Origin of the sequence: Streptosporangium sp. NPDC023615 (assembly GCF_040640155.1) — a bacterium.
Taxonomy (GTDB): domain Bacteria; phylum Actinomycetota; class Actinomycetes; order Streptosporangiales; family Streptosporangiaceae; genus Streptosporangium.
Map to the genome: position 1 here is coordinate 1 of NZ_JBFABE010000071.1, position 19,343 is coordinate 19,343.

The window sequence follows — 19,343 nt, forward strand, 5'->3', positions numbered from 1 at the left end:
CGGCCCCGCGGCGGGGCCCCGGCCCTTTGGTACCAGCCGCCGCGGGGGGGGGGCCGGGGGGCCGGGGGCCCCCCCCCCCCCGCCGCCGGCCCCCCCCCCCCCCCCGGGGGCGGCGGCGGGACGTATCGCCATGGTGTGGACACTCTCACCTCGGGTAAGGCGAGTGTGATCTAGGCCGGTATGAGGGGACACGGATGGCGATCGACTCGTTGGGCATGTGGATCGCGGTCATCGGCCTGGTGGTGGTGCTGCTCGCGATCGACTTCGTGGTGGCGGCGCGCCGACCGCACGCCGTGGGCCTGCGCGAGGCCACCGCGTGGACGGTCTTCTACATCGGCGTGGCCATCGCCTTCGGCCTGGTCCTGTGGTGGCTGGCCGGGGCCACGCTCGCCACCGAGTACTTCGCCGGCTGGATGGTGGAGAAGAGCCTCTCCGTCGACAACCTCTTCGTCTTCGTGATCATCATGGCGCGGTTCTCCGTGCCGCCGGAGCACCAGCAGAAGGTGCTGCTGTTCGGCATCGCCACCGCCCTGGTGCTGCGCGCCATCCTCATCGCGGTCGGCGCCGCCGCCATCACCCTCTTCTCCCCCACGTTCCTGATCTTCGGCCTGCTGCTGATCTGGACGGCGATCCAGCTCGTCCGGCACCGCAACGAGGACCCCGACGTCGAGAACAACCCGCTGATCAACGGCGCGAACAAGGTGCTCCCGGTCACCGAGGGGCTGCACGGCGGCAAGCTCGTCACCCACGAGAACGGCAGGCGGATGGTCACGCCGCTGTTCGTGGTCTTCATCGCCATCGGCAGCACCGACCTGTTGTTCGCGCTCGACTCCATCCCGGCGGTCTTCGGCGTCACCAGCCACCCGCTCATCGTCTTCTCCGCGAACGCCTTCGCGCTGCTGGGGCTGCGCGCCCTGTACTTCCTGATCGAGGGCCTGCTGGAGCGGCTGGTCTACCTGTCGATCGGCCTGGCCGTCATCCTCGGCTTCATCGGGCTCAAGCTCATCCTGTCGTTCCTGCACGAGGACGTCTCGAAGTCCTTCCCCGAGGTCTCCACCCCGCTCTCGCTGGGGGTGATCTTCCTGGTGCTGCTGGTCACCGTCGTCGCCAGCATGCGCCGGGTGCGCGCCCACCCCGAGGAACGCGCGCACGCGGGCACCCTGCACCGGCTGCGCCGCAGGGACGGAAGCCGGGACGACGCCCCGGCACGGGAACGCGACCGGGACGACGACGAGGCCCCGGAGGGCAAGGAGGGGTCCGGCGGGGACGGCGGCGCCCGCCGGGATGACGGCAGGTGAACGGCGTACGTCCTCGTGCATGCCGATCGGCGGCTTGAACCGGCGCGCTCGGTGCCGCGAAGAGTACGGGATGCCAGGTCAGTGACTCGTGACGGGGTCGCGCGGGAAGGACGTGCGGGGCCAGGCAGCGGGGGCGGCGCTCTCAGTGGATCACAGGGGTGAGCCTTCGCCCAGCTGGAACCAGACGACGCGTCCGGTGAGGATCTCGTACCAGCCCCAGGCCGATGACAACTCCCGCACCAGCCAGAGCCCGCGTCCTCCGCCGCTGTCGGTGGTCACGTCCGCGCGGACCAGAGGGTGGTGCCCAGCGGTTGAACCGGCGTCGATCACGTCGATGTGGAGCGTTCCATCGTAATGGGCAACGGCGATGGTGATCCGTCCGCCGGGGCAGCGGCCGGAGTCGGAGTGGCGTACGGAGTTGGTGACGAGCTCGGTGAGCAGGAGCAGGGCGTCGTCGGTGTGCGGGTGATCGAGTCCTTTGAGCAGGTCGCGGACATAGCGGCGGGCGCGGGGGACGGCGGCGATCTGCGCGGGCACCTCGATCTGGCCCAGCAGCCCGAGGGCTTTCACCGCGTCACCTCGACCAGCCGCTCGGCCGCCTCCCGCATCCTGCCGCGCGCCCGCCGTTCCCCGCTCTTTTGGTTACGGTCGCGCAGGTCTCGTCGCCGCTCCCAGGCGAACACCGATGTGCGGCCCCATTGGGCCGTGGTAACCCTCGGCCGGTCCGGCGGTACGAAGATCTCCATGCTCGGCCGCCGGTCCGGGGGGAGCCTGACCACGGAGTCGAACCCGAGATCGTTCAACTCCCAGGCCAGCTCCAGCAACTCACCACCCCACCCTTGAAGATCATGAACCCTCATTCCTCGCCCGCCCTTCCTGTTGTGTCCTGTGGATCACGTGGCGCCATGTGTCGCGGGCTTCGCTGACACCTCGCCTTGCAACACAGTCAGATAGTCCAGCGTGCACTCTGAGTTATCAATCGGTTCTGCAAAGTTACCGATTTTTCGACTGCTCGATTCTGCTGTCACGGATCGCAGATGAGTGCACACTGTCGGTAGCTGATTTGGGAGGTTGCTATGGCAGCAGGGCGAGGCCCCACCGTTCGACGGCGCAGGCTGGCCGGTGAACTACGCAGATTGCGTGAACGCGCGGCGTTGACCATCGAAGAGGCCGCTCAGCGCGTTGGCTGGTCGACCGCGAAGCTCTCGCGGATCGAGACCGCCCGCGTCGGGATCACGTCTCCGGATCTCACTCGCCTGCTCGACCTGTACGAACTCGATGCGAGCAAGCGGTCCGCTCTGCATGCCCTGGCGAGAACGGCCCGCATGAAGGGGTGGTGGGACGCTTACACCGACTCTCTGCCCAGCGACTACGCGACATACATCCAGCTCGAAGCGGACGCCGCGTTCATCCGAAGCTTCGACTGCATCCTCGTTCACGGGCTGCTCCAGACCGAGAACTATGCCAGGGAGGTCATCCGCTCAGCCCTCATGGGGTTGTCTCCGCCCGCAGAGGTCGAGCGCCGCGTCGAAGTGCGCATGACTCGCCAAAATCTCTTGCTACGGGACGACGGTCCGGTGCGGTTCTGGACTGTGATCGACGAAGCTGCTCTCACCCGCCGTGTCGGTTCAACGGCGATCATGCGTGAGCAGTACGCCAGGCTTCTGGAGTTCGCCACCTGCGACAACATCACAATTCAGGTGCTTCCTTCTGTTACAGGCGCTCACCCTGCGACTGCCGGAACTTTCGCCATTTTAGAGTTCCGGGAACCACATGACCCTGATGTCACGTATGTCGAGAGCATGACGAGTATCTTGTATGTGGAGAGCGATGTTGAAATGTACAGGTACACGCTTGCGTTTGATCATCTACGAGCTGCAGCGCTCAGTCCTGACCAGTCGAGGGCGCTGATCTCACAGATGGCTGACCGACCTTCTTGAAGGGTTATGTTTCCGACCAGAAAGTGCAGGGATCTACGTTGGACACGTCCCGCGTTTCGTGGCGCAAGAGCAGCCGCAGTGGCGACGGGCCTAATTGTGTCGAAATCGGCGTCTGGCGCAAGAGCTCGTTAAGTGGTAATGGACAGAATTGTACTGAGATTGCCCTCGCCCATAACCCTCAAGTCGAGTTCAGCACGGCCGTTGACCTGCTCGTTCTGATGCGAGACTCCAAAGATCCTGATGGCCCCGTGCTGACCTTCACCTCCGCCGAGTGGGGTGCCTTCATCGACAGCATCAAGAGTGACGGCTTCGACATCCTGGATGAGCGTCACGAGACGTGACACGAGCCGGTTACGTCGGCTCCTGGGTTGATGCACCGGGCCTGACATTTCACTGCCGCGCGGCAGCAGGCGGAACCTTCGCGGGGGCCGGCAGAATTTCCACTTCCTCTGAACCGGTCCACCTCCGGGGATTCAATCTTGGTGGAGAGGTAAACCAGGTGCTGTCTCCGTGCGTGAGGAAGACGTGAAGCTGTCGACCGTCCTCCTGCTAGGTGGGCTCCTCGCCGCCTGCTCTCCACCTCAGGCTCCGCCGGCCGGAATCCATACGATCGTCAAGAACACCCCGATACCGTCCGGCACCGGACTGCGGATGAGATTGATCCGCGCCCACCAGAGTGGTTCCAAAGTGGTCGTCAGTGCCGACGTTCACGGCGGGAGAACCGGTGTTTGCGATGTGACGTTCACCCGCACCGCCTACCCGACCGTAAGCGCCTCCGGGCCCTTCGGCGAAGAAGAGCCCTTCGACAGTCCTTACACGCTGATCTCATGTCACGTGATGAAGGACACGGCTGATTTTTTCAACTCGGGGAAGTGGGACGTCGAGATCGTCGCCCGAGCCGGCGGGGTCACCTCGGAACCGATCAGGACGACCGTCGAGGTACAGCGCTAGGTCGGCGTCACGATCGCAGACGGGCGTCCCCAGGCCACCTGAAAGCGCTCGGAACACTCACGCGACTACCGGCGACCGAGGCGGCTTCCAGGTGAATGATCGCCTTGCCTTTGCTCGGAACGTCGAACTCGACCGGACGGGTGCGTTCACTGCGTCTCTTCGGGGCGAGCGGCCGATCCACCACCGGTACTGAGCGTGAGTCCACCACCGCTCGCGGGCCGGAACCCTGGCTCGTGGAGCTCGGGATCGTCGATCGCGGTGATCACGCACAGGGCACCGGCCTCGGCCGCCTCGCGGACCGCGAGGCGTACCAGCGCGTCGCGCACCCCCTTCGGGACACCGGGCCGGATGTGCACCAGGTCGAGACGGGCCGTGGTGTGCCGCTCGTCCTCCCAGGACGCGACCGCGTGGCCGACGAAAGGTCTCCCGCGGGCGTTGTCGACGTAGGCCTGAAGCCAGCAGACCAGCCGTGCCTCCACGATCAGACGTCGGGGAACGGTGACGTCCATCCCCGCCTTGGCCAACCAGGAGCCGGCCTTGGACGCGGGCAGGGGAGCCGATACCGGCGGCGATCCCGGACCGAAAGTGAAGTAGGCCCTTCTCCAGAAGCCCCTCGGCCGCACGGGGACGGGCATACTCTCGGCGAGCGGGACCGAACTGATGAAAAACCCGGCGGGGCAGACGTCCGGGGCACCACGGGGATCCAGCACGACGTACCCGCCCCGGCTCACCCGGCGGGCTCGACGAACCAGCCCGGTCGCGAGTTCCTCCGCGAGCCGGGATACGGCGTCCGCGGCCCACTCGTACGCCGAGGTCACCGGCAGGCCGGTCCATGAGCTCTCCGGCGCCGTCGGGAACGCCACCTCGACGGCGTACACGTTCGGATCACGCCTCCAGCGGAAGATCACCAACATGCCGTCGGGCTCCGCCACGACATCGACGAGGGAGAATCCGTCCGTCACGGGGTCCGCGCGTATCAGGCAAGCCCTGACCGCTTCGAGGATCTCCGGCCGGGACCAGTTGATCGCCACAGGCACAGACTCCCGCATCCCGCCGCCCCGAAGCTCACCCCCGCCAGGCCCGTTAGCCGGAGGGCGATGCACGGGTGACGAGCCGGGTGACGACCGCCCCGGAAGGTGCCGTGCGGCACTGGGGGGCGCTGGACGTTGGTGCACCCGGCCCGCGCCGGTTCAGGCCAGGCAGCGCAGGGCGTCCCTGAGCCTGGGGTCCATCGGGTGGTCGCCGGGCAGCCGGCCGACCGTCGCCTCCACGAACACCGGCAGGGGAAGCTCCTCGGTCGTCCCGTACGCGCGCACCACCACCCTTTCCCCGGCGAGTTCGGCGTGGACCTCGGAGTCCTCCTTCTCCGCCAGCGCGAAGAGCCCCACCCTGGCCCGCCAGTGAAAGCGCCGGTCGGCCTCGTCCGGTGTGACGGGCGCGCCCACGTCGTCGGCGTGGGTGGCGTACTCCGAGTCGTAGTGAAAGGTCTGCGACCCCACCGGGTACGGGCCCGCGAGGGTCCGCAGCGAGGCGTCGCGGCCGAGCGCGCGCATCCGCGCGCGGGTGTCGCCGTTCTCGCGCCGCCACTCCTGGAGCACCTCGTGCACCGGCAGGTCCCTGCGCCGCGCCACGCACCACTCGTTGAAACCGTCGAAACCCTCGCCCACGCCCTCGCGCCGGAGCGTCGCGGTGAACCCGTCGAGGTCGCCGTCCAGGCAGGCGTGGTTGTACAGCTCCTCCCCCGCCAGGTGCGCGAGCACGTCGCGGACGGACCAGCCCTCCGCCCGCGAGGGACGCCGCCAGCCCTCCTCGTCCAGTCCGGAGAAGTAACGGTCGAGGCGGGCCGCCTCGGCGTCGAAGATGTCGAACGGATCGAGATCCGCCAGGGAGTCCTCGGGTCGTGTCGTCATGTCCCGGCAGTACCCCGGGAACGCACGGTATCCCCCCGGCGCGGCCCCGGAACGCGCCATCCCCCGTACGCGGACCCGGGAGCACGGCGGTCCGCCCCTCCGCCCAATCCCGTCGAGGATGGATTATGGCCGACGGCGCCCCTGGCAGACTGTCGGACATGAGCGAGAGCGAGGAAGCAGGAGAGGCCCCCGCGCCCCGGACACGCCGCCGGGGACGGCCGCCCAGGGACGACGCGGCGCCGTCCACCCGCGACCGCGTCCTGGCCGAGGCCACCGCGCTCTTCGCCCGGCACGGCGCCGACGGCGTCTCCATGCGCGACATCGCCGCCCGGGTCGGGATCGACGTCTCCAGCGTGCACCACCACTTCCCCTCCAAGGCGTCGCTGTACGACGCCTGCTTCGCCCGCGTCTTCGAACGGGAGCAGGCGACGCTCACGCCGCCGGTGCGCGCCCTCCTGGCCGCGGTGCGCTCCGAGCCGCCGGGCGACGTGGTCGGGGCCGCGCACGATCTGGTGGACGCGTTCGTCGACTTCCTCGACGAGTACCCGCAGACCACGTTCCTGTGGCTGCGGCGCTGGCTGGACCCCACCCTGCATCTGTCCCTGGACGAGGCGTACTCGCTGCCGATCTACGGCGAGATCGAGCGGGCCCTGCTGGAGGCGGCCACCCGGGGCCTCGTCGTCGAGCCGACCCCGCACATCACCGTGCGCAGCCTGGTCTGGGCCGCCCACGGCCACGTGACCGCCCTGAGCGCCCGGGGGGGCGACGCGGTCACGGCGGACCGCGAGCGGCGGGAGTTCCGCGCCTACGCCCACCGTTTCGTCGACCGGCTCTACGCGTCCCCTGGCGCGGGCGCCTCCGGCGGCTAATATTCCATCAAGCGATGGAATATGGGAGGCAGCGGATGGGCTCGACGGAACAGGACGCGGGCATGACCGCCGAAGGCGCGCCGCCCGACCGGGAGACGACGCCCACGGGGGTGACGGCCGCGGAGGTGCCGACCGTGGGGGTGACAGGCAAGCGGGTGACCCCCGAGGAGACGGCGGCCGCAGGGGTGACGGCCGAACGGACGACGACCGCGGGGACGACGGCCGTGGTTGGGGGCGGGGCGGCGGGCATCGCCGCCGTCAAGGCCCTCGTCGAGGCGGGCGTGCCCGTCTTCGGCATCGAGCGCGCCGATTCCCTCGGCGGCCTGTGGCGGCTGGAGCCCGGCACCGCCTCCTACGAGAGCCTCCGCCTCAACACCAGCAGGCCGCGTACCGAGTTCTCCGACTTCCCCATGCCGCCGGACTGGCCCGACTACCCCGACCGCGCCCAGATGCTTGAGTACCTGCGCTCGTACGCCGACCACTTCGGCGTCGGCGAGCGGTTCCGGTTCGGCACCGTCCTGGAGTCGGCCAGGCGCGCGGGCGACGGCTGGGAACTGAAGCTGACCGGCCCCGGCGGGCCGTACCGCGAGACGGTGGAGCACCTGGTGGTGGCCAACGGGCACAACCACGAGCCCCGCCTGCCCGACCCCCCGTACCCGGGGACGTTCACCGGCACCGAGTCGCACGCGCACGACTACGTCGGCCCCGCCGGGCTGGCCGGCAGGCGGGTGCTCGTCGTGGGCACCGGCAACTCCGCGGTGGACATCGCCGCCGATCTGGCCGGGCACGCCTCCGCCGTGCTGCTGTCGGCCCGGCGGGGCGTCTGGGTGCTGCCGAAGCGGCTGCTCGGCCGTCCCTCCGACCAGCTCAACGGCGCCCTCGCCGCCCTGCTGCCCTGGCGGGTGCGGCAGGTGGTCTCCCAGGCGGTGCTCAGGGTGGCCGGTCCCCGGCATGCCGGGCCGCGCCTGCCCGCCCCCGTCCGGGGCGTGCTCCAGGACCACCCGACCCTGAGCGACGCGGTCCCCGCGCTGGTGGCGCGGGGTGAGATCCTCGCGCGTCCCGGCATCGCCCGCCTGGACGGCTCCCGGGTCCACTTCACCGACGGCCGGTCCGACGAGGTCGACCACATCGTCTGGTGCACCGGCTACCGGGCCGTGACGCCGTTCCTCGACCCGGCGCTGGTGCCCGACCCGTCGTCCCTCCTGCTGTACCGCCACGTCTTCCCCGTCGGCGACGCCTCGATCAGCTACGTCGGGCTGATGCAGTCGACCGGTTCGGCGCTGCCCGTCGTCGAGGTCCAGGGGCGTCTCGTGGCCGCCGTACGCGCCGGGACCCACCGCCTGCCAGATCCTCGGACCGCGCGGAGGATCGCCTCCGCCGAGCTCGCCGCCGCCCGCGCCCGCTGGGGGGAGCGCAGGCCCCACATGCGGATCGACGTCGACGGCTACCTCCGCGTCATGCGGCGCGAGCTGCGCCCCTCCCCGTCCCGCGCGCTCGCCGGCCGCCGGATCGTCGTCACCGGCGCCGCCGGGACCTTCGGAAGGACCATGAGCGCCCGGTTCACCGCCCGGGGAGCGCGCGTGGTCGGCCTGGACATCGCCGCCCCCGCCGTTCCCGTCACGCCTGCCGCCCCCGCCACGCCCGCCGGCTCCGGCGACCCGGCCGGCTCCGGTGTTCCCGCCGGCTCCGGCGGCTCCGGCGGTGACCCCGGCGTCCCGATCATCGCGTGCGACATCACCTCCGCCGCGTCCGTCGACGCGGCCGTGGCCGAGGCGGTGGCGCTGCTGGGCGGAATCGACCTGCTGGTGAACAACGCGGGCCGGGGCGGGCCCGCGCCCGCCGAGCTCGCCCCCGGCGAGGAGGCCGAGGCGCAGCTGCGGCTGAACCTGCTCGGCGCCTGGCGGGTGACGGCCGCCGCCATGCCCCATCTCGTACGCGCCCGCGGGCGGGTGGTCTTCATCGCCTCGCGGATGGCGGTCCTGCCGCTGCCGCTGGCGGCGGCGTACGGCGTCTCCAAGCGGGCACTGGCGGCCTACGCCGACGCGCTCCGCCTGGAGGTCGGCACGCACGTCGGCGTGACGACGGTCTACCCGAGCATGGTCCGCAGCCCGATCCACGACAGCACCAGGCGGGCCGGGCTGTCCCTGGACGCGGTCTCCAGGCCGGAGCCCGTCGAGGGCGTGGTCGACGCGATCGTCCGCGCCGTCACCGCCCGCCGCGCTCCCCGGGACGTGGCGACCACCACCCGTGGACGCGTCGAGATGATGGTCGGCAGGCACGTGCCGTCCCTGGCCGACCGGCTCGTGCGCCGCACCGTCGCGGCCCGGATCGCGGCCGGGGACTTCGCGGACGCGCCCCTGGCCGCGGGCATGGTCCGCAGGCACCGGTCGTAGAAGGGCCCGCGAAGCCGCAGGAGGCTTGACGACGCACCGCGACGCACCGCGACGCACCGCGACGCCCGGCGCGTGCCCCGGGTCACCCCGTCGCGGGTCCCTCCTCCAGCCGGTTCCCCGCACGCCGCCAGCGGGTGATCCCGCCCTCCAGCGGGCGCGCCCGCAGGCCGTGGTCGCGCAACAGCCGCACGGCCCGCGGGGAGACCACGCAGTAGGGCCCGCCGCAGTAGGCCACGATCTCGGCGTCCCGGGGCAGCTCGCCGAGCCGGTCCCGCAGCTCGGCCACCGGGACCGAGACCGCCCCCGGCACGTGACCGCGGGCATGGGCGGCGGCGGAGCGCACGTCGACGACCACGACGCCGGGGCCGGCCAGGCGCAGGGCCAGTTCCTCGGCGGTCACCGGCTCCAGCGTCGCGGGATCGCCGAGGTGCGTGGAGACGGCCTCCCGCAGGTCCGCGAGCCTGTCCCCGGCGAAGTCCTGCAGCTCGCCCAGGAACCGGGAGACCCGTTCGTCGGCCAGCCGGTAGTAGACGCGCGTACCGTCCCTGCGGCTCGTCACCAGGTGGGCGGCGCGGAGCTGCTGCAGCTGGGCCGAGGTGTTCTTCAGCGGGACGTCCGCCTCGTCGGAGAGCTGCTCGACGGTGCGCTCGCCCTGGTCGAGCACGTCGAGGAGCCTCAGCCGCACGGGACTGGCCAGCGTCCTGCCGATGCGCGCGAGCTGCCGGTAGATCGGTTCCTCGGGGAACTCCGCCACGACGTCAGACCATGTACTGGTCGTGGCGGAGGTAGAGCTCCGTCCACTCGTCGTCGGTCAGGGTCCGCCCGCCGGCGGAGATCTCGGCGAGCTCCTCGAAGTACGCCTCGCGGGGCGCCCCGGGGGTGAAGAGGATGAGCATGGAGGCCGGTTCGCCGGAGGTGTTGGCGAAGCTGTGGATGCCGCCCTGCGGGACGTGGAGGAAGTCCCCCGCCGTCGCGTCGACCGTGCGCTCCCCGTCGAACAGGCGGACCGTCCCGGACAGGACGAAGAAGGACTCGGAGATCGTCCTGTGGAAGTGGGGTGCCGGACCGGTCGGCTTCCCTCCCATGTCCCAGCGGTAGAGGCCGAACTGCCCGTCCGTCGACGCGCCGGTGCCCAGGTAGTGCACCCGCGTCCCGCTCCCGCCCATCGTCAGGTCGGGCTCGGTGCCCGCGGGCCGGAAGACCCCGCTGCTCTCGCCCGCCTCGCCCACGTAACGCGCCTCCGGGTATGACATCGCACCCTCGCTCTCTTCTCAGCCTTTATTCCAAAGAACTATAGAATAAACGAAGAGCAGGAAGAAGACCCGGAGAGGATGGATTCGCCGGGCCTGTTCCCCCCTTCTCCCGGGAGCGGTAACGTCGCATCCCAGAGAAGATCACCTCCCGGCCCGGGATCCGCCCGACGGGCCGTCGTACGACCACCCGATCGTCCCCGGCCGGCCGCGGAGAGCGTCCCGGCCGCGGAGAGCGTCACCGACCCACCGTGCGGGCGTTCCCGGCCTGCCGCGAAGAGCGTTCCCGGCCCACCGTGAAGAGGGAGAGCCACATGTCCGAGACGGTCACCCTGCCCGCCTTCCCCGCGCCACTGCGCTGGCTGAACCGGCCCGCCGGATGGAGTGTCGACGGCGACGGCGCCCTGACCGTCGAGGCGGGCCCCGGCACCGACCTGTTCACCGACCCCGGCGGCCCCGACCGCTTCGCCAACGCCCCCGCGCTGGTCGGGCGACTGGAGGGGGATTTCACCCTGAGCGCCCGCGTCGGGGTCGATCTGCTGTCCACCTACGACGCCGGGGTCCTCCTGCTGCACGCCGACGAGCACACCTGGGCGAAGTTCTGCCTGGAGATGTCCCCGCAGGGCAGGCCCACGATCGTCTCCGTGGTGACCCGGGGGGTGTCCGACGACTGCAACTCCCTGACCCTGGAGGGAGACGACATCAGGCTGCGGATCTCGCGGATCGGCTCCGCCTTCGCCTTCCACGTCTCCACGGGCACGGGCTTCTGGCACCTGATCAGGTACTTCACGCTCGACGGCGACCCCGAGGTCGGCTTCCTGGCGCAGTCGCCCACGGGCCAGGGCTGCGCCGTCCGCTTCGAGGACGTCCGCCATTCGCCGGAACGCCTCGCGGACCTGCGCAACGGCGTCTGACACGCTCACGGGCGGCGGGAGCTCCCGGGACCGCCCGCGGGCGGGACCGGCCGGGAGTTCGCGTCGCGCCCGCCCGGCCCGCGTCTCGCCGTCCAGGGGGACGCGTCACCCGTCGCGTCCGCGGCGGCGAACGGTGACCCCAAGATCGATCGTGAGCACCGCTTCCTCCCTCTCCCACCTGCACATATGCCGACCTATCAGATCAATTTAAGGAATTAGCCCAAACAAACAAAGAAGTGTTAATCGTTTACATTTATTGCGATTCTGCTTTACGGTGCCGAATCAGCCGGTGTCCGGACGGACCCGAATCCCGTCCCCGACCCCTCACCACCGGGTTCCAGGCCCTTCCGAGCCTCTGACCTGGGAACACCGGCCTCGATTCCCGATCTCGATTTCCGAGGAGGCTCCGTGCAGAACGCCCGGCCGCGCTCGCACCGCCGGTCAGCCGCCGTCCTGTCCGCCGCTCTCACCGTCCTGCTCCTCACGCCCGCCCAGACCGCGAACGCCCAGGCGGGTTCCCAGGCGGCGGGTTCCCAGGCGGAGGGTTCCCGGACGGAGGGTTCCCGGACGGCCGGTCCCCTGGCGGACGCCTTCGCCCGTGCCGCCGCCGCGTACGACGTGCCGCGCGACCTGCTCGTGGCGCTCGCGTACGCCGAGACGCACCTCGACGGTCACGACGGCGAGCCGAGCGCGAGCGGCGGGTACGGGGTCATGCACCTGGTCAGCAACCCCACGACGCGCGCTCTGGAGCGCGCGGCCGAGCTGACCGGACGGCCGGCGGCGACGCTGCGCCACGACGACGCGGCCAACATCCTCGGGGGCGCCGCCGTGCTGCGTTCCCATGCCGACACCCTCGGCCTCGACGCCACCGCCAGGAAGGACCCCGGGCGGTGGTACCGGGCCGTGGCCGGGTACGGCAACACCTCCGGCCCGGAGACGGCCAGGCTGTACGCCGACACCGTCTACGACCTCCTCGGCGAGGGCGTGCGCGCCACCGTCGCGGGCGGGGAGGTCCTCACCGTCCCCGCCACCGAGGTGCGGGCCGACCGCGGCGTCCAGGAGGGCCTGCGGGAGACGGCCCCCGGGCCCGCGAGCCCGGACCATCCGGGCGCGCACTGGGTGGCCGCCAACGCCGGCAACCGGACCGTCGCCGGCAGGCCCGGGAGCCACAGGATCGACCGGGTCGTCGTCCACGTCACGCAGGGGGCCTACGCCGGCGCGATCTCCTGGTTCCAGAATCCCGCCGCCCGGGTCTCCGCGCACTACGTCGTCCGCTCCTCCGACGGCGACATCACCCAGACGGTCCGCGAGAAGGACGTCGCCTGGCACGCGGGGAACTGGTCGTACAACACCAGGTCCATCGGCATCGAGCACGAGGGGTTCGTCAGCGACGCCTCCTGGTTCACCGACGCGATGTACCGCGCCTCGGCGGCCCTGACCCGCGCCGTCTGCGACAGGTACGGCATTCCCAAGGACCGGGCGCACATCATCGGGCACCACCAGGTCCCCGGCGCCACCCACACCGACCCGGGTTCCCACTGGGACTGGGCCAGGTACATGCGCTACGTCACCGGGAGCACGGCCCCCTGGTCGGCCACCGTCGACAACTCCACCTCCGGCGCGTTCAGCGCGAGCGCGAAGTGGGCCGTCTCGGCCTCCTCCACCGGGCGCCACGGCCCCGACCACCGCCAGGCGAAGCCGGTCAGGAGCAGCGACGTCGCCTGGTACCGCTTCGCCGTCCCCGCCGCGGGCACCTACCAGGTCAGGGTCTGGTACCCGGCGGCCCCCGGCCACAACGGCTCCGCCCCGTACGTCGTGACCACCTCCTCCGGGCGCAGGACGATCTACGTCGACCAGCGCGCGGGGGGCGGCGCCTGGCGGAGCATCGGCACGTTCGCCCTCAGGGCCGGGAGGTACGACGCCGTCGGCGTCAGCCGGTGGACCTCGGGCAAGGGACTCGTCATCGCCGACGCCGTGCGTCTCACCCGGCTCTGAGCGGCGGCCCGTCGCCGATCACCCGGATCCGGCGCGGTCCTCCCGGCACGAATGATGCATGGCATCCGATTTGTCGAAATTGGTCTGTCCCTATTAGGCTTCCCTTAATTAGGAAAGCCTTACCTCTTTCAGGCGAGCTCTCCGCCCCCGCCCCTCCAGAGCAGCCACGAGAGAGTCCCCATGTCCCCCGCACGGCGTGTCCTCTGGCTCTGGGTCTGCCTGGTGCTGCTGATGGTCGCGTGCGTGCTGAGCCTCGCCCTGGGCACCCGGAACATCGGCCCGCACGTCGTCTGGGACGCACTGTTCCACTTCACCGACACCGACGAGCAGGCGCTCGTCCGCAACCTGCGCGTCCCCCGTACCGTCCTCGGCCTCCTGGTGGGCGTGGCGCTCGGGGTGTGCGGCGCCCTCATCCAGGCCGTGACGCGCAACCCGCTGGCCGACACGCAGATCCTCGGCGCCAACGCCGGTGCCGCGCTGTTCGTGGTGATCGCGGTCGGACTGCTGGGGCTGACCGACATCTGGGCCTACGTCTGGTTCGCCTTCGCCGGGGTGGCCGTCGCGCTGGTGGCGGTCTACGCGCTGGGCTCGATGGGCAGGGGCGGCGCGACCCCCGTACGGCTGACGCTGGCCGGGGTCGCGCTGGGCGCGGTGCTGGAGGGCCTGTCGGCGGGGATCAGGCTGGTACGCCCCCGGGCCTTCGACTACCTCCGGTTCTGGGACGTCGGCACCCTCGGCGGGCGCGGCCTCGACGTCGCCTGGGCCGTCACCCCGTTCATCGCCGCCGGCCTGCTGCTGGCGCTGCTGACGGCCAGGTCGCTCAACGCGGTCGCGATGGGCGACGACCTGGCCCGTTCCCTGGGCGCGAGCGTCGCGACCACGAGGACCCTGGCCCTGGTGGCGGTGATGCTGCTGGCCGGCGCGTCCACGGCCGCCGTGGGACCGATCGGGTTCGTCGGCCTGATGGTCCCGCACGCGGCCCGCTGGCTGATCGGCACCGACCAGCGCTGGATCCTGGCCTTCACCCTCGTCTGCGGCCCCGTCCTGCTGCTGGTCGCCGACGTCGTCGGCCGGCTGGTCATCAGGCCCGCCGAGTTGCAGGCGGGGATCGTCACCGCGTTCGTCGGAGCACCCCTGCTGATCTGGATGGTCCGCAGGTCCAGGGCCGGAGCTCTGTGATGGCGCGCAGGACCGTGGTGGTGCGCCCCTGGCCCGCCTTCTCGATGCGCCTGGCCGTACGGACGGCCGTGGTGTGCGCGGCCCTTGTCGCGGTGGCGGCCGTGGTGGCGGTGCTCGCGCTGGGCACCGGTGAGTTCGCCCTCTCCCCCGGCGAGGTCGTGCGGGTGCTGACCGGCCAGGAGACCGGGTTCGCCCGGCTGATCGTCCTGGACTGGCGGATGCCGCGCGTGCTGCTGGCCCTGCTGGTGGGGGCCGCGCTCGGCCTGAGCGGCGCGGTCTTCCAGTCGCTGCTGCGCAACCCGCTGGGCAGCCCGGACGTGATCGGCTTCGACACCGGCGCCTACACCGGCGTACTGATCATGATGGCCTTCGTGGGCCGCGACCACTGGCTGACCGCCACGGGCGCGCTGGTGGGCGGGCTGATCACGGCCGCCGCGGTCTACCTGCTGGCCTTCCGGCGCGGGGTGCTCGGCCTGCGGCTGATCATCGTGGGGATCGGGGTCAGCGCGATCCTCGCCTCGCTGAACCAGTGGCTCATCATCAAGGTGGACCTGCGCACGGCCTACGCGGCGGCACTGTGGGGCCGGGGCAGCCTGAACGACCTGCGCTGGCAGCAGGTGCCGCCCGTACTGTGCGCCGTCGGCGTGCTCTGCCTGCTGCTGCTGGCCCTGGGCGCTCGCCTGCGCGTCATGGAGCTCGGCGAGGAGGCCGCCACCTCGCTGGGCGTGCGGAGCGAACCGACCAGGCTGGCCTACCTGGCGGTGGGGGTGGCGCTGACCGCCGTCGCGACCGCCACGGCCGGCCCCGTCTCCTTCGTCGCGCTCGCGGCTCCGCAGATCGCGGCACGCCTGACCCGCGCCCCCGGGATCGCCCTGGCCCCCGCCGCCCTCGCCGGCGCGGTGTTGCTGCTGGTCGGCGACTTCCTGGCGGTGCGGCTGTTCTCTCCGACACAACTACCGGTGGGGGTGGTGACCGTGAGCCTGGGCGGAGCCTACTTCGCCTGGCTGCTGGCCAGGCAGGCACGCGCGTGACCGGGACGGACGCGCCGGACACGACCGGGGCGGGCGTACCGGGCACGCCGGACACGACCGGGACGGACACGCCGGGCATGACCGGGGCGGGCGTGCTGCGCAGGACCCTGGGGCGCAACCGCGGGCGCCTGGGCGCGGGCACCCTGCTGCTGAGCCTGCACCAGGTGTGCGAGGCGAGTGTGCCGATCCTCATCGGCGTGATCGTCGACCGCGCGATCGGGCCGGGCGACGGCGGATCGCTGCTGTGGTGGTCGGCCGCGCTGGCCGCACTCTTCACCGCCCTGACCATGGCCTACCGGTACGGCGCCAGGACCCTCATGCGCGCCATCGCCGACGAGGCCCACCTGCTGCGCCTGGAACTCGCCACGAAGATCATCGGTCGGCGTGGGCTGAGCACCGACCTGCGCGCGGGCGAGCTGCTGACGATCTCCTCCGGTGACGCCGACGCCACCGCGGAACTCCTGGACCACCTGCCGCGCGCGGTCGGGGCGCTTGTCGCGGCCGCGGTGTGCGCCGTGACGTTGCTGCTCGTCGACCTGCCGCTCGGCGTGGCCGTCCTGGTCGCCACCCCCCTGACGCTGCTGGCGCTGCACGCCGGTACGCCGTACATCACCCGGCACGTCGCCGACCAGCAGGAACTGGCCGGCCGGGCCGCGTCGCTGGCGACCGACCTGGTCAGCGGCGTGCGACCGCTGCGCGGCCTCGGCGCCGAGGCCGCGGCCTCCCGGCGGTACGCGCGGGTCAGCCGGCTCTCGCTGGCGGCCGCGCTGCGCGCCGCTCGTACCCAGGGGATCTACGCGGCCGTCTCCAGCGCGGGCGGTGCGCTGCTGGCGTGCGGGATCGCGGTTCTCGCGGGGTGGTTCGCGCTGCGCGGCCGGATCTCGGCCGGCGAGTTCCTGACGGTGATCGGGCTGGCGCAGTTCCTGATGGAACCCGTGAGCACGCTGACGATGGTGCCCGGCTGGGTGGCTGAGGCGCGCGCCTCGGCCGACCGGGTGGCACGCGTGGCCGGCGCTCCCCCGCTGCTGCCCGCGGAGGCGTCGCCGGCGGCGGGCGGGCCGGTCGGGCTGGAGGTGTCCGGGCTGCGCTACGGCACCCTGGCGGGGCTGGACCTGGTGGCCGGGCCGGGAGAGTTCCTCGGTGTCATGGCCCATCGTCCCGCCGACGCCGACGCGCTGGTGCGGGTGCTGTCCGGGCGGGTGAGCCCCGCCGAGTACGGCGGAAGCGTCCGGGTCGGCGGCCGGATACTCGTCGAACCCCACCACACCGACCTGTTCGAAGGCACCCTCGCCACCAACCTGACCGCGGGCGGCCGTCCCCGGAGCCCGGAGGAGTTCGCGGAGATCCTGGCGGCTTCGGCCGCCGACGACGTGGTCGCCGCCCATCCCGACGGCCTGGAACACCGGGTGGTGGAGCGGGGCGCGAGCCTGTCGGGCGGCCAGCGCCAGCGGGTGGCCCTGGCCAGGGCACTGCTGGCCCGCCCGGCCGTCCTGGTGCTGCACGACCCGACCACGGCCGTGGACGCCGTCACCGAGCAGGACATCGCCCGGGGGCTGCGCTCCCTGCGCCACCCCGAAACCGGCGCCCCGGAGAACAGCACCACGGAGGACGACGCCCCGGAGAACGGCACCCCGGAAGAGGGCACCCCGGAGGACGGCGGTGCCGAGGACCCCGGCGTCCTCACCACCGTGGTCGTGACCGCCAGTCCCGCCCTCCTCGCCGCCGCCGACCGGGTTGTCGTGCTGGACGGCGGCAGGGTGGTCGCCGAGGGGTCGCACGCCGACCTGGGGGCCATCGACGACGACTACCGCCGGACGGTGCGACGATGAGCACGCCACGGGAACAGGACCTGCTGCCGATCGCGACCGGCGGCGAGACCTGGCGCTGGATCCGCCCTCGCCTGCGCGAACGGCGTGGCGCGGTGGTCGTGACGCTGCTCGTGGGCCTGCTCGGCGCGACGGCCTCGGTCGTCCCCGCGTACGTGATGGGCATCCTCGTCGATCGCGTGCGCGAGCAGTCGGGCACCTCGGTGATCGTCGGCATCGCCGTGACCATCACGCTGTCGGCGCTCGTCGGCGGCGTGGCCACCGGGGTGACGTCCTACCTGGTGGCCAGGCTGGGAGGCCAGATCCTGGCCGACCTGCGCGAGCGCACGGTCGCGAGCGCGCTGGCGCTCCCGCTCACCCGGCTGGAACGCGCTGGCAGGGGCGACCTGCTCTCGCGCGTCAGCGCGGACGCCGCCGAGGTCACCCGGGCCGTCTCCGACGTGGTCCCCGGCGTGATCGCCTCGATCCTGCTCGGCGCGCTGAGCCTGGCCGCGATGATCGGCCTCGACTGGCGGCTCGGCCTGGCGGGAGCCGTCTCGGTGCCGCTGTACGTGCTGGCGCTGCGCTGGTACCTCCCGCGCGCCGCCCCCCACTACGCGAGACAGCGCGCCTCGGTCGCGCGCTCGTCGCAGCGGCTGGTGGAGAGCATGCAGGGCGTGCGCACGGTCCACGCCTACCGCGTGGAGGACGAGCACCTGCGCGCCGTCGGGACCGCCTCGCGTGATTCGAGCGAGGTCTCGGTCGGGGTGCTGGACCTGTTCACCCGTTTCGTGGGACGGGTGAACAGGGCCGAGTTCTGCGGCCTGACCGCCATCCTGGCCGCCGGTTTCCTGCTGGTCCGCGCGGACGCCGTCACCGTCGGCGAGGCCGCCGCCGCGGCCGTGCTGTTCCACCGCCTGTTCAACCCGATCGGCATGCTGCTGTTCGTCTTCGACGAGGTGCAGGCGGCCGGGGCGAGCCTGGCCAGGCTGGTCGGCGTCGTACGGCTGGAGACCGCCCCGGAACCCGAGGGGGGACCGGCGCCGGCCGACGCCTCGCTCGACCTCGTCGACGTGCGCTTCAGCTACGACGGCGCGGCCGAGGTCCTGCACGGCGTCACCCTGCGGGTCCCCGCCGGGACCCGGGTCGCCCTGGTCGGCTCGACCGGTGCGGGCAAGTCGACCCTCGCCGCCATCGCGGCCGGTTCGCTGCGCCCCGGCGGCGGCAGCGTGCTGATCGGCGGGGTCTCCCCCTCCTCGCTCGGCACGGCGAGGCTCCGCCGGCACGTGGCGATCATCACGCAGGAGACCCACGTCTTCGCCGGACCCCTCATCGAGGACCTGCGCCTGGCCCGCCCCGGCGCGACGGCCGAGCAGGTCTCCTCGGCGCTGGAGACGGTCGGGGCACTGCCGTGGGTGCTGGCACTGCCCGACGGGCTCGACACCGTGGTCGGGGAGGGCGGCCACGAGGTGACGGCCGCCCAGGCGCAGCAGCTCGCCCTGGCCCGCCTGGTCCTGGCGGACCCGGCCGTCGCCGTGCTGGACGAGGCCACCGCGGAGGCCGGCAGCATGGGCGCGCGCGTGCTGGAGGACTCGGCCGCCGCGGCCACGCGCGGCAGGACCACCCTGGTCGTGGCACACCGGCTGACCCAGGCCGTCACCGCCGACCGCGTGGTCGTCCTGGAGCACGGCCGGATCGTCGAGGAGGGGCCCCACGACCATCTGGTCGCCGCCGGAGGACGTTACGCCCGCCTCTGGGAGGCGTGGGAGACACGCTGAGGGCCCGCTCCCGGCGAGCCGTGCCGGGCG

The 19,343-nt window shown here is 72.0% G+C and carries 17 protein-coding genes and 2 pseudogenes; 12 read left to right on the forward strand and 7 right to left on the reverse strand.

Annotated elements, in window-relative coordinates; genetic code table 11:
- The first annotated feature begins 194 nt into the window (after window positions 1-194).
- Window positions 195-1,298, forward strand: coding sequence for a TerC family protein (locus AB0G16_RS32425; protein ID WP_362813751.1), 1,104 nt, complete (start codon window positions 195-197; stop codon window positions 1,296-1,298).
- A 150-nt stretch (window positions 1,299-1,448) separates the two neighbouring features.
- On the opposite strand, the gene AB0G16_RS32430 is transcribed toward AB0G16_RS32425, so the two are convergent.
- Window positions 1,449-1,868: an ATP-binding protein gene (locus AB0G16_RS32430; RefSeq protein WP_362813753.1), complete on the reverse strand. Its 420-nt coding sequence runs from the start codon at window positions 1,866-1,868 to the stop codon at window positions 1,449-1,451.
- Window positions 1,865-2,158 carry a hypothetical protein gene (locus AB0G16_RS32435; protein WP_362813756.1) on the reverse strand — a complete coding sequence of 98 codons (294 nt, stop codon included), beginning with the start codon at window positions 2,156-2,158 and terminating at the stop codon, window positions 1,865-1,867. Before AB0G16_RS32435 ends, AB0G16_RS32430 begins: the two co-directional genes overlap by 4 nt.
- Before the next feature lie 216 nt (window positions 2,159-2,374).
- Here AB0G16_RS32435 and AB0G16_RS32440 point away from each other — a divergent pair, with 216 nt between their 5' ends.
- The 3 genes from AB0G16_RS32440 to AB0G16_RS32450 all read left to right on the forward strand — a co-directional run bounded on the left by AB0G16_RS32440 (window position 2,375) and on the right by AB0G16_RS32450 (window position 4,189).
- Window positions 2,375-3,238 carry a helix-turn-helix transcriptional regulator gene (locus AB0G16_RS32440; protein ID WP_362813759.1) on the forward strand — a complete coding sequence of 288 codons (864 nt, stop codon included), beginning with the start codon at window positions 2,375-2,377 and terminating at the stop codon, window positions 3,236-3,238.
- Between the two features lie 38 nt (window positions 3,239-3,276).
- A complete protein-coding gene (locus tag AB0G16_RS32445) occupies window positions 3,277-3,579 on the forward strand; it encodes a DUF397 domain-containing protein (RefSeq protein ID WP_362813762.1) in 303 nt (100 codons plus the stop codon).
- A 169-nt stretch (window positions 3,580-3,748) separates the two neighbouring features.
- Window positions 3,749-4,189: a hypothetical protein gene (locus tag AB0G16_RS32450; RefSeq protein WP_362813765.1), complete on the forward strand. Its 441-nt coding sequence runs from the start codon at window positions 3,749-3,751 to the stop codon at window positions 4,187-4,189.
- Window positions 4,190-4,335: 146 nt separating this feature from the next.
- On the opposite strand, the gene AB0G16_RS32455 is transcribed toward AB0G16_RS32450, so the two are convergent.
- Window positions 4,336-5,220: a hypothetical protein gene (locus tag AB0G16_RS32455; RefSeq protein ID WP_362813767.1), complete on the reverse strand. Its 885-nt coding sequence runs from the start codon at window positions 5,218-5,220 to the stop codon at window positions 4,336-4,338.
- Between the two features lie 159 nt (window positions 5,221-5,379).
- Complete coding sequence (locus tag AB0G16_RS32460) at window positions 5,380-6,099, reverse strand: maleylpyruvate isomerase family mycothiol-dependent enzyme (RefSeq protein ID WP_362813770.1); 720 nt, start codon at window positions 6,097-6,099, stop codon at window positions 5,380-5,382.
- Between the two features lie 158 nt (window positions 6,100-6,257).
- On the opposite strand from AB0G16_RS32460, the gene AB0G16_RS32465 reads away from it, so the two are divergent.
- Together AB0G16_RS32465 and AB0G16_RS32470 are read left to right on the forward strand one after the other, a co-directional pair.
- The gene (locus AB0G16_RS32465; protein ID WP_362813772.1) at window positions 6,258-6,968 is read left to right on the forward strand and encodes a TetR/AcrR family transcriptional regulator; all 711 of its coding nucleotides are present in this window, start codon (window positions 6,258-6,260) and stop codon (window positions 6,966-6,968) included.
- Between the two features lie 14 nt (window positions 6,969-6,982).
- Window positions 6,983-9,361 carry an SDR family NAD(P)-dependent oxidoreductase gene (locus AB0G16_RS32470; protein ID WP_362813774.1) on the forward strand — a complete coding sequence of 793 codons (2,379 nt, stop codon included), beginning with the start codon at window positions 6,983-6,985 and terminating at the stop codon, window positions 9,359-9,361.
- 82 nt (window positions 9,362-9,443) lie between these two features.
- Here AB0G16_RS32470 and AB0G16_RS32475 read toward each other — a convergent pair whose 3' ends face one another.
- Both AB0G16_RS32475 and AB0G16_RS32480 read right to left on the reverse strand, forming a co-directional pair.
- A complete protein-coding gene (locus AB0G16_RS32475; protein ID WP_362813776.1) occupies window positions 9,444-10,115 on the reverse strand; it encodes a metalloregulator ArsR/SmtB family transcription factor in 672 nt (223 codons plus the stop codon).
- 4 nt (window positions 10,116-10,119) lie between these two features.
- A complete protein-coding gene (locus tag AB0G16_RS32480; protein ID WP_362813778.1) occupies window positions 10,120-10,614 on the reverse strand; it encodes a cupin domain-containing protein in 495 nt (164 codons plus the stop codon).
- Between the two features lie 311 nt (window positions 10,615-10,925).
- Between AB0G16_RS32480 and AB0G16_RS32485 the strand changes: the two genes are divergently transcribed.
- The 5 genes and pseudogenes from AB0G16_RS32485 to AB0G16_RS32505 form a co-directional block, all read left to right on the forward strand.
- On the forward strand, window positions 10,926-11,525 hold the full coding sequence (locus tag AB0G16_RS32485; RefSeq protein WP_362813780.1) for a DUF1349 domain-containing protein: 600 nt from the start codon (window positions 10,926-10,928) through the stop codon (window positions 11,523-11,525).
- A gap of 408 nt (window positions 11,526-11,933) precedes the next feature.
- On the forward strand, window positions 11,934-13,520 hold the full coding sequence (locus tag AB0G16_RS32490; protein ID WP_362813782.1) for an N-acetylmuramoyl-L-alanine amidase: 1,587 nt from the start codon (window positions 11,934-11,936) through the stop codon (window positions 13,518-13,520).
- Window positions 13,521-13,700: 180 nt separating this feature from the next.
- Entirely contained in the window at window positions 13,701-14,699 is a 999-nt protein-coding gene (locus AB0G16_RS32495) for an iron chelate uptake ABC transporter family permease subunit (RefSeq protein WP_362813784.1), read from the forward strand.
- Window positions 14,699-15,730, forward strand: coding sequence for an iron chelate uptake ABC transporter family permease subunit (locus AB0G16_RS32500; protein ID WP_362813786.1), 1,032 nt, complete (start codon window positions 14,699-14,701; stop codon window positions 15,728-15,730). Before AB0G16_RS32495 ends, AB0G16_RS32500 begins: the two co-directional genes overlap by 1 nt.
- Window positions 15,731-15,807: 77 nt before the next feature.
- A pseudogene (locus AB0G16_RS32505) lies at window positions 15,808-17,232 on the forward strand (ABC transporter ATP-binding protein); the annotation flags it as partial.
- A gap of 111 nt (window positions 17,233-17,343) precedes the next feature.
- On the opposite strand, the pseudogene AB0G16_RS32510 reads toward AB0G16_RS32505, so the two are convergent.
- Window positions 17,344-17,568, reverse strand: a pseudogene (locus tag AB0G16_RS32510) (hypothetical protein); the annotation flags it as partial.
- Between AB0G16_RS32510 and AB0G16_RS32515 the strand changes: the two are divergent.
- Window positions 17,556-19,313, forward strand: a complete 1,758-nt coding sequence (locus AB0G16_RS32515) for an ABC transporter ATP-binding protein (RefSeq protein ID WP_362813788.1) — start codon at window positions 17,556-17,558, stop codon at window positions 19,311-19,313. The pseudogene AB0G16_RS32510 and the gene AB0G16_RS32515 sit on opposite strands and share 13 nt — an antisense overlap.
- The last annotated feature ends 30 nt before the right edge of the window (window positions 19,314-19,343 follow it).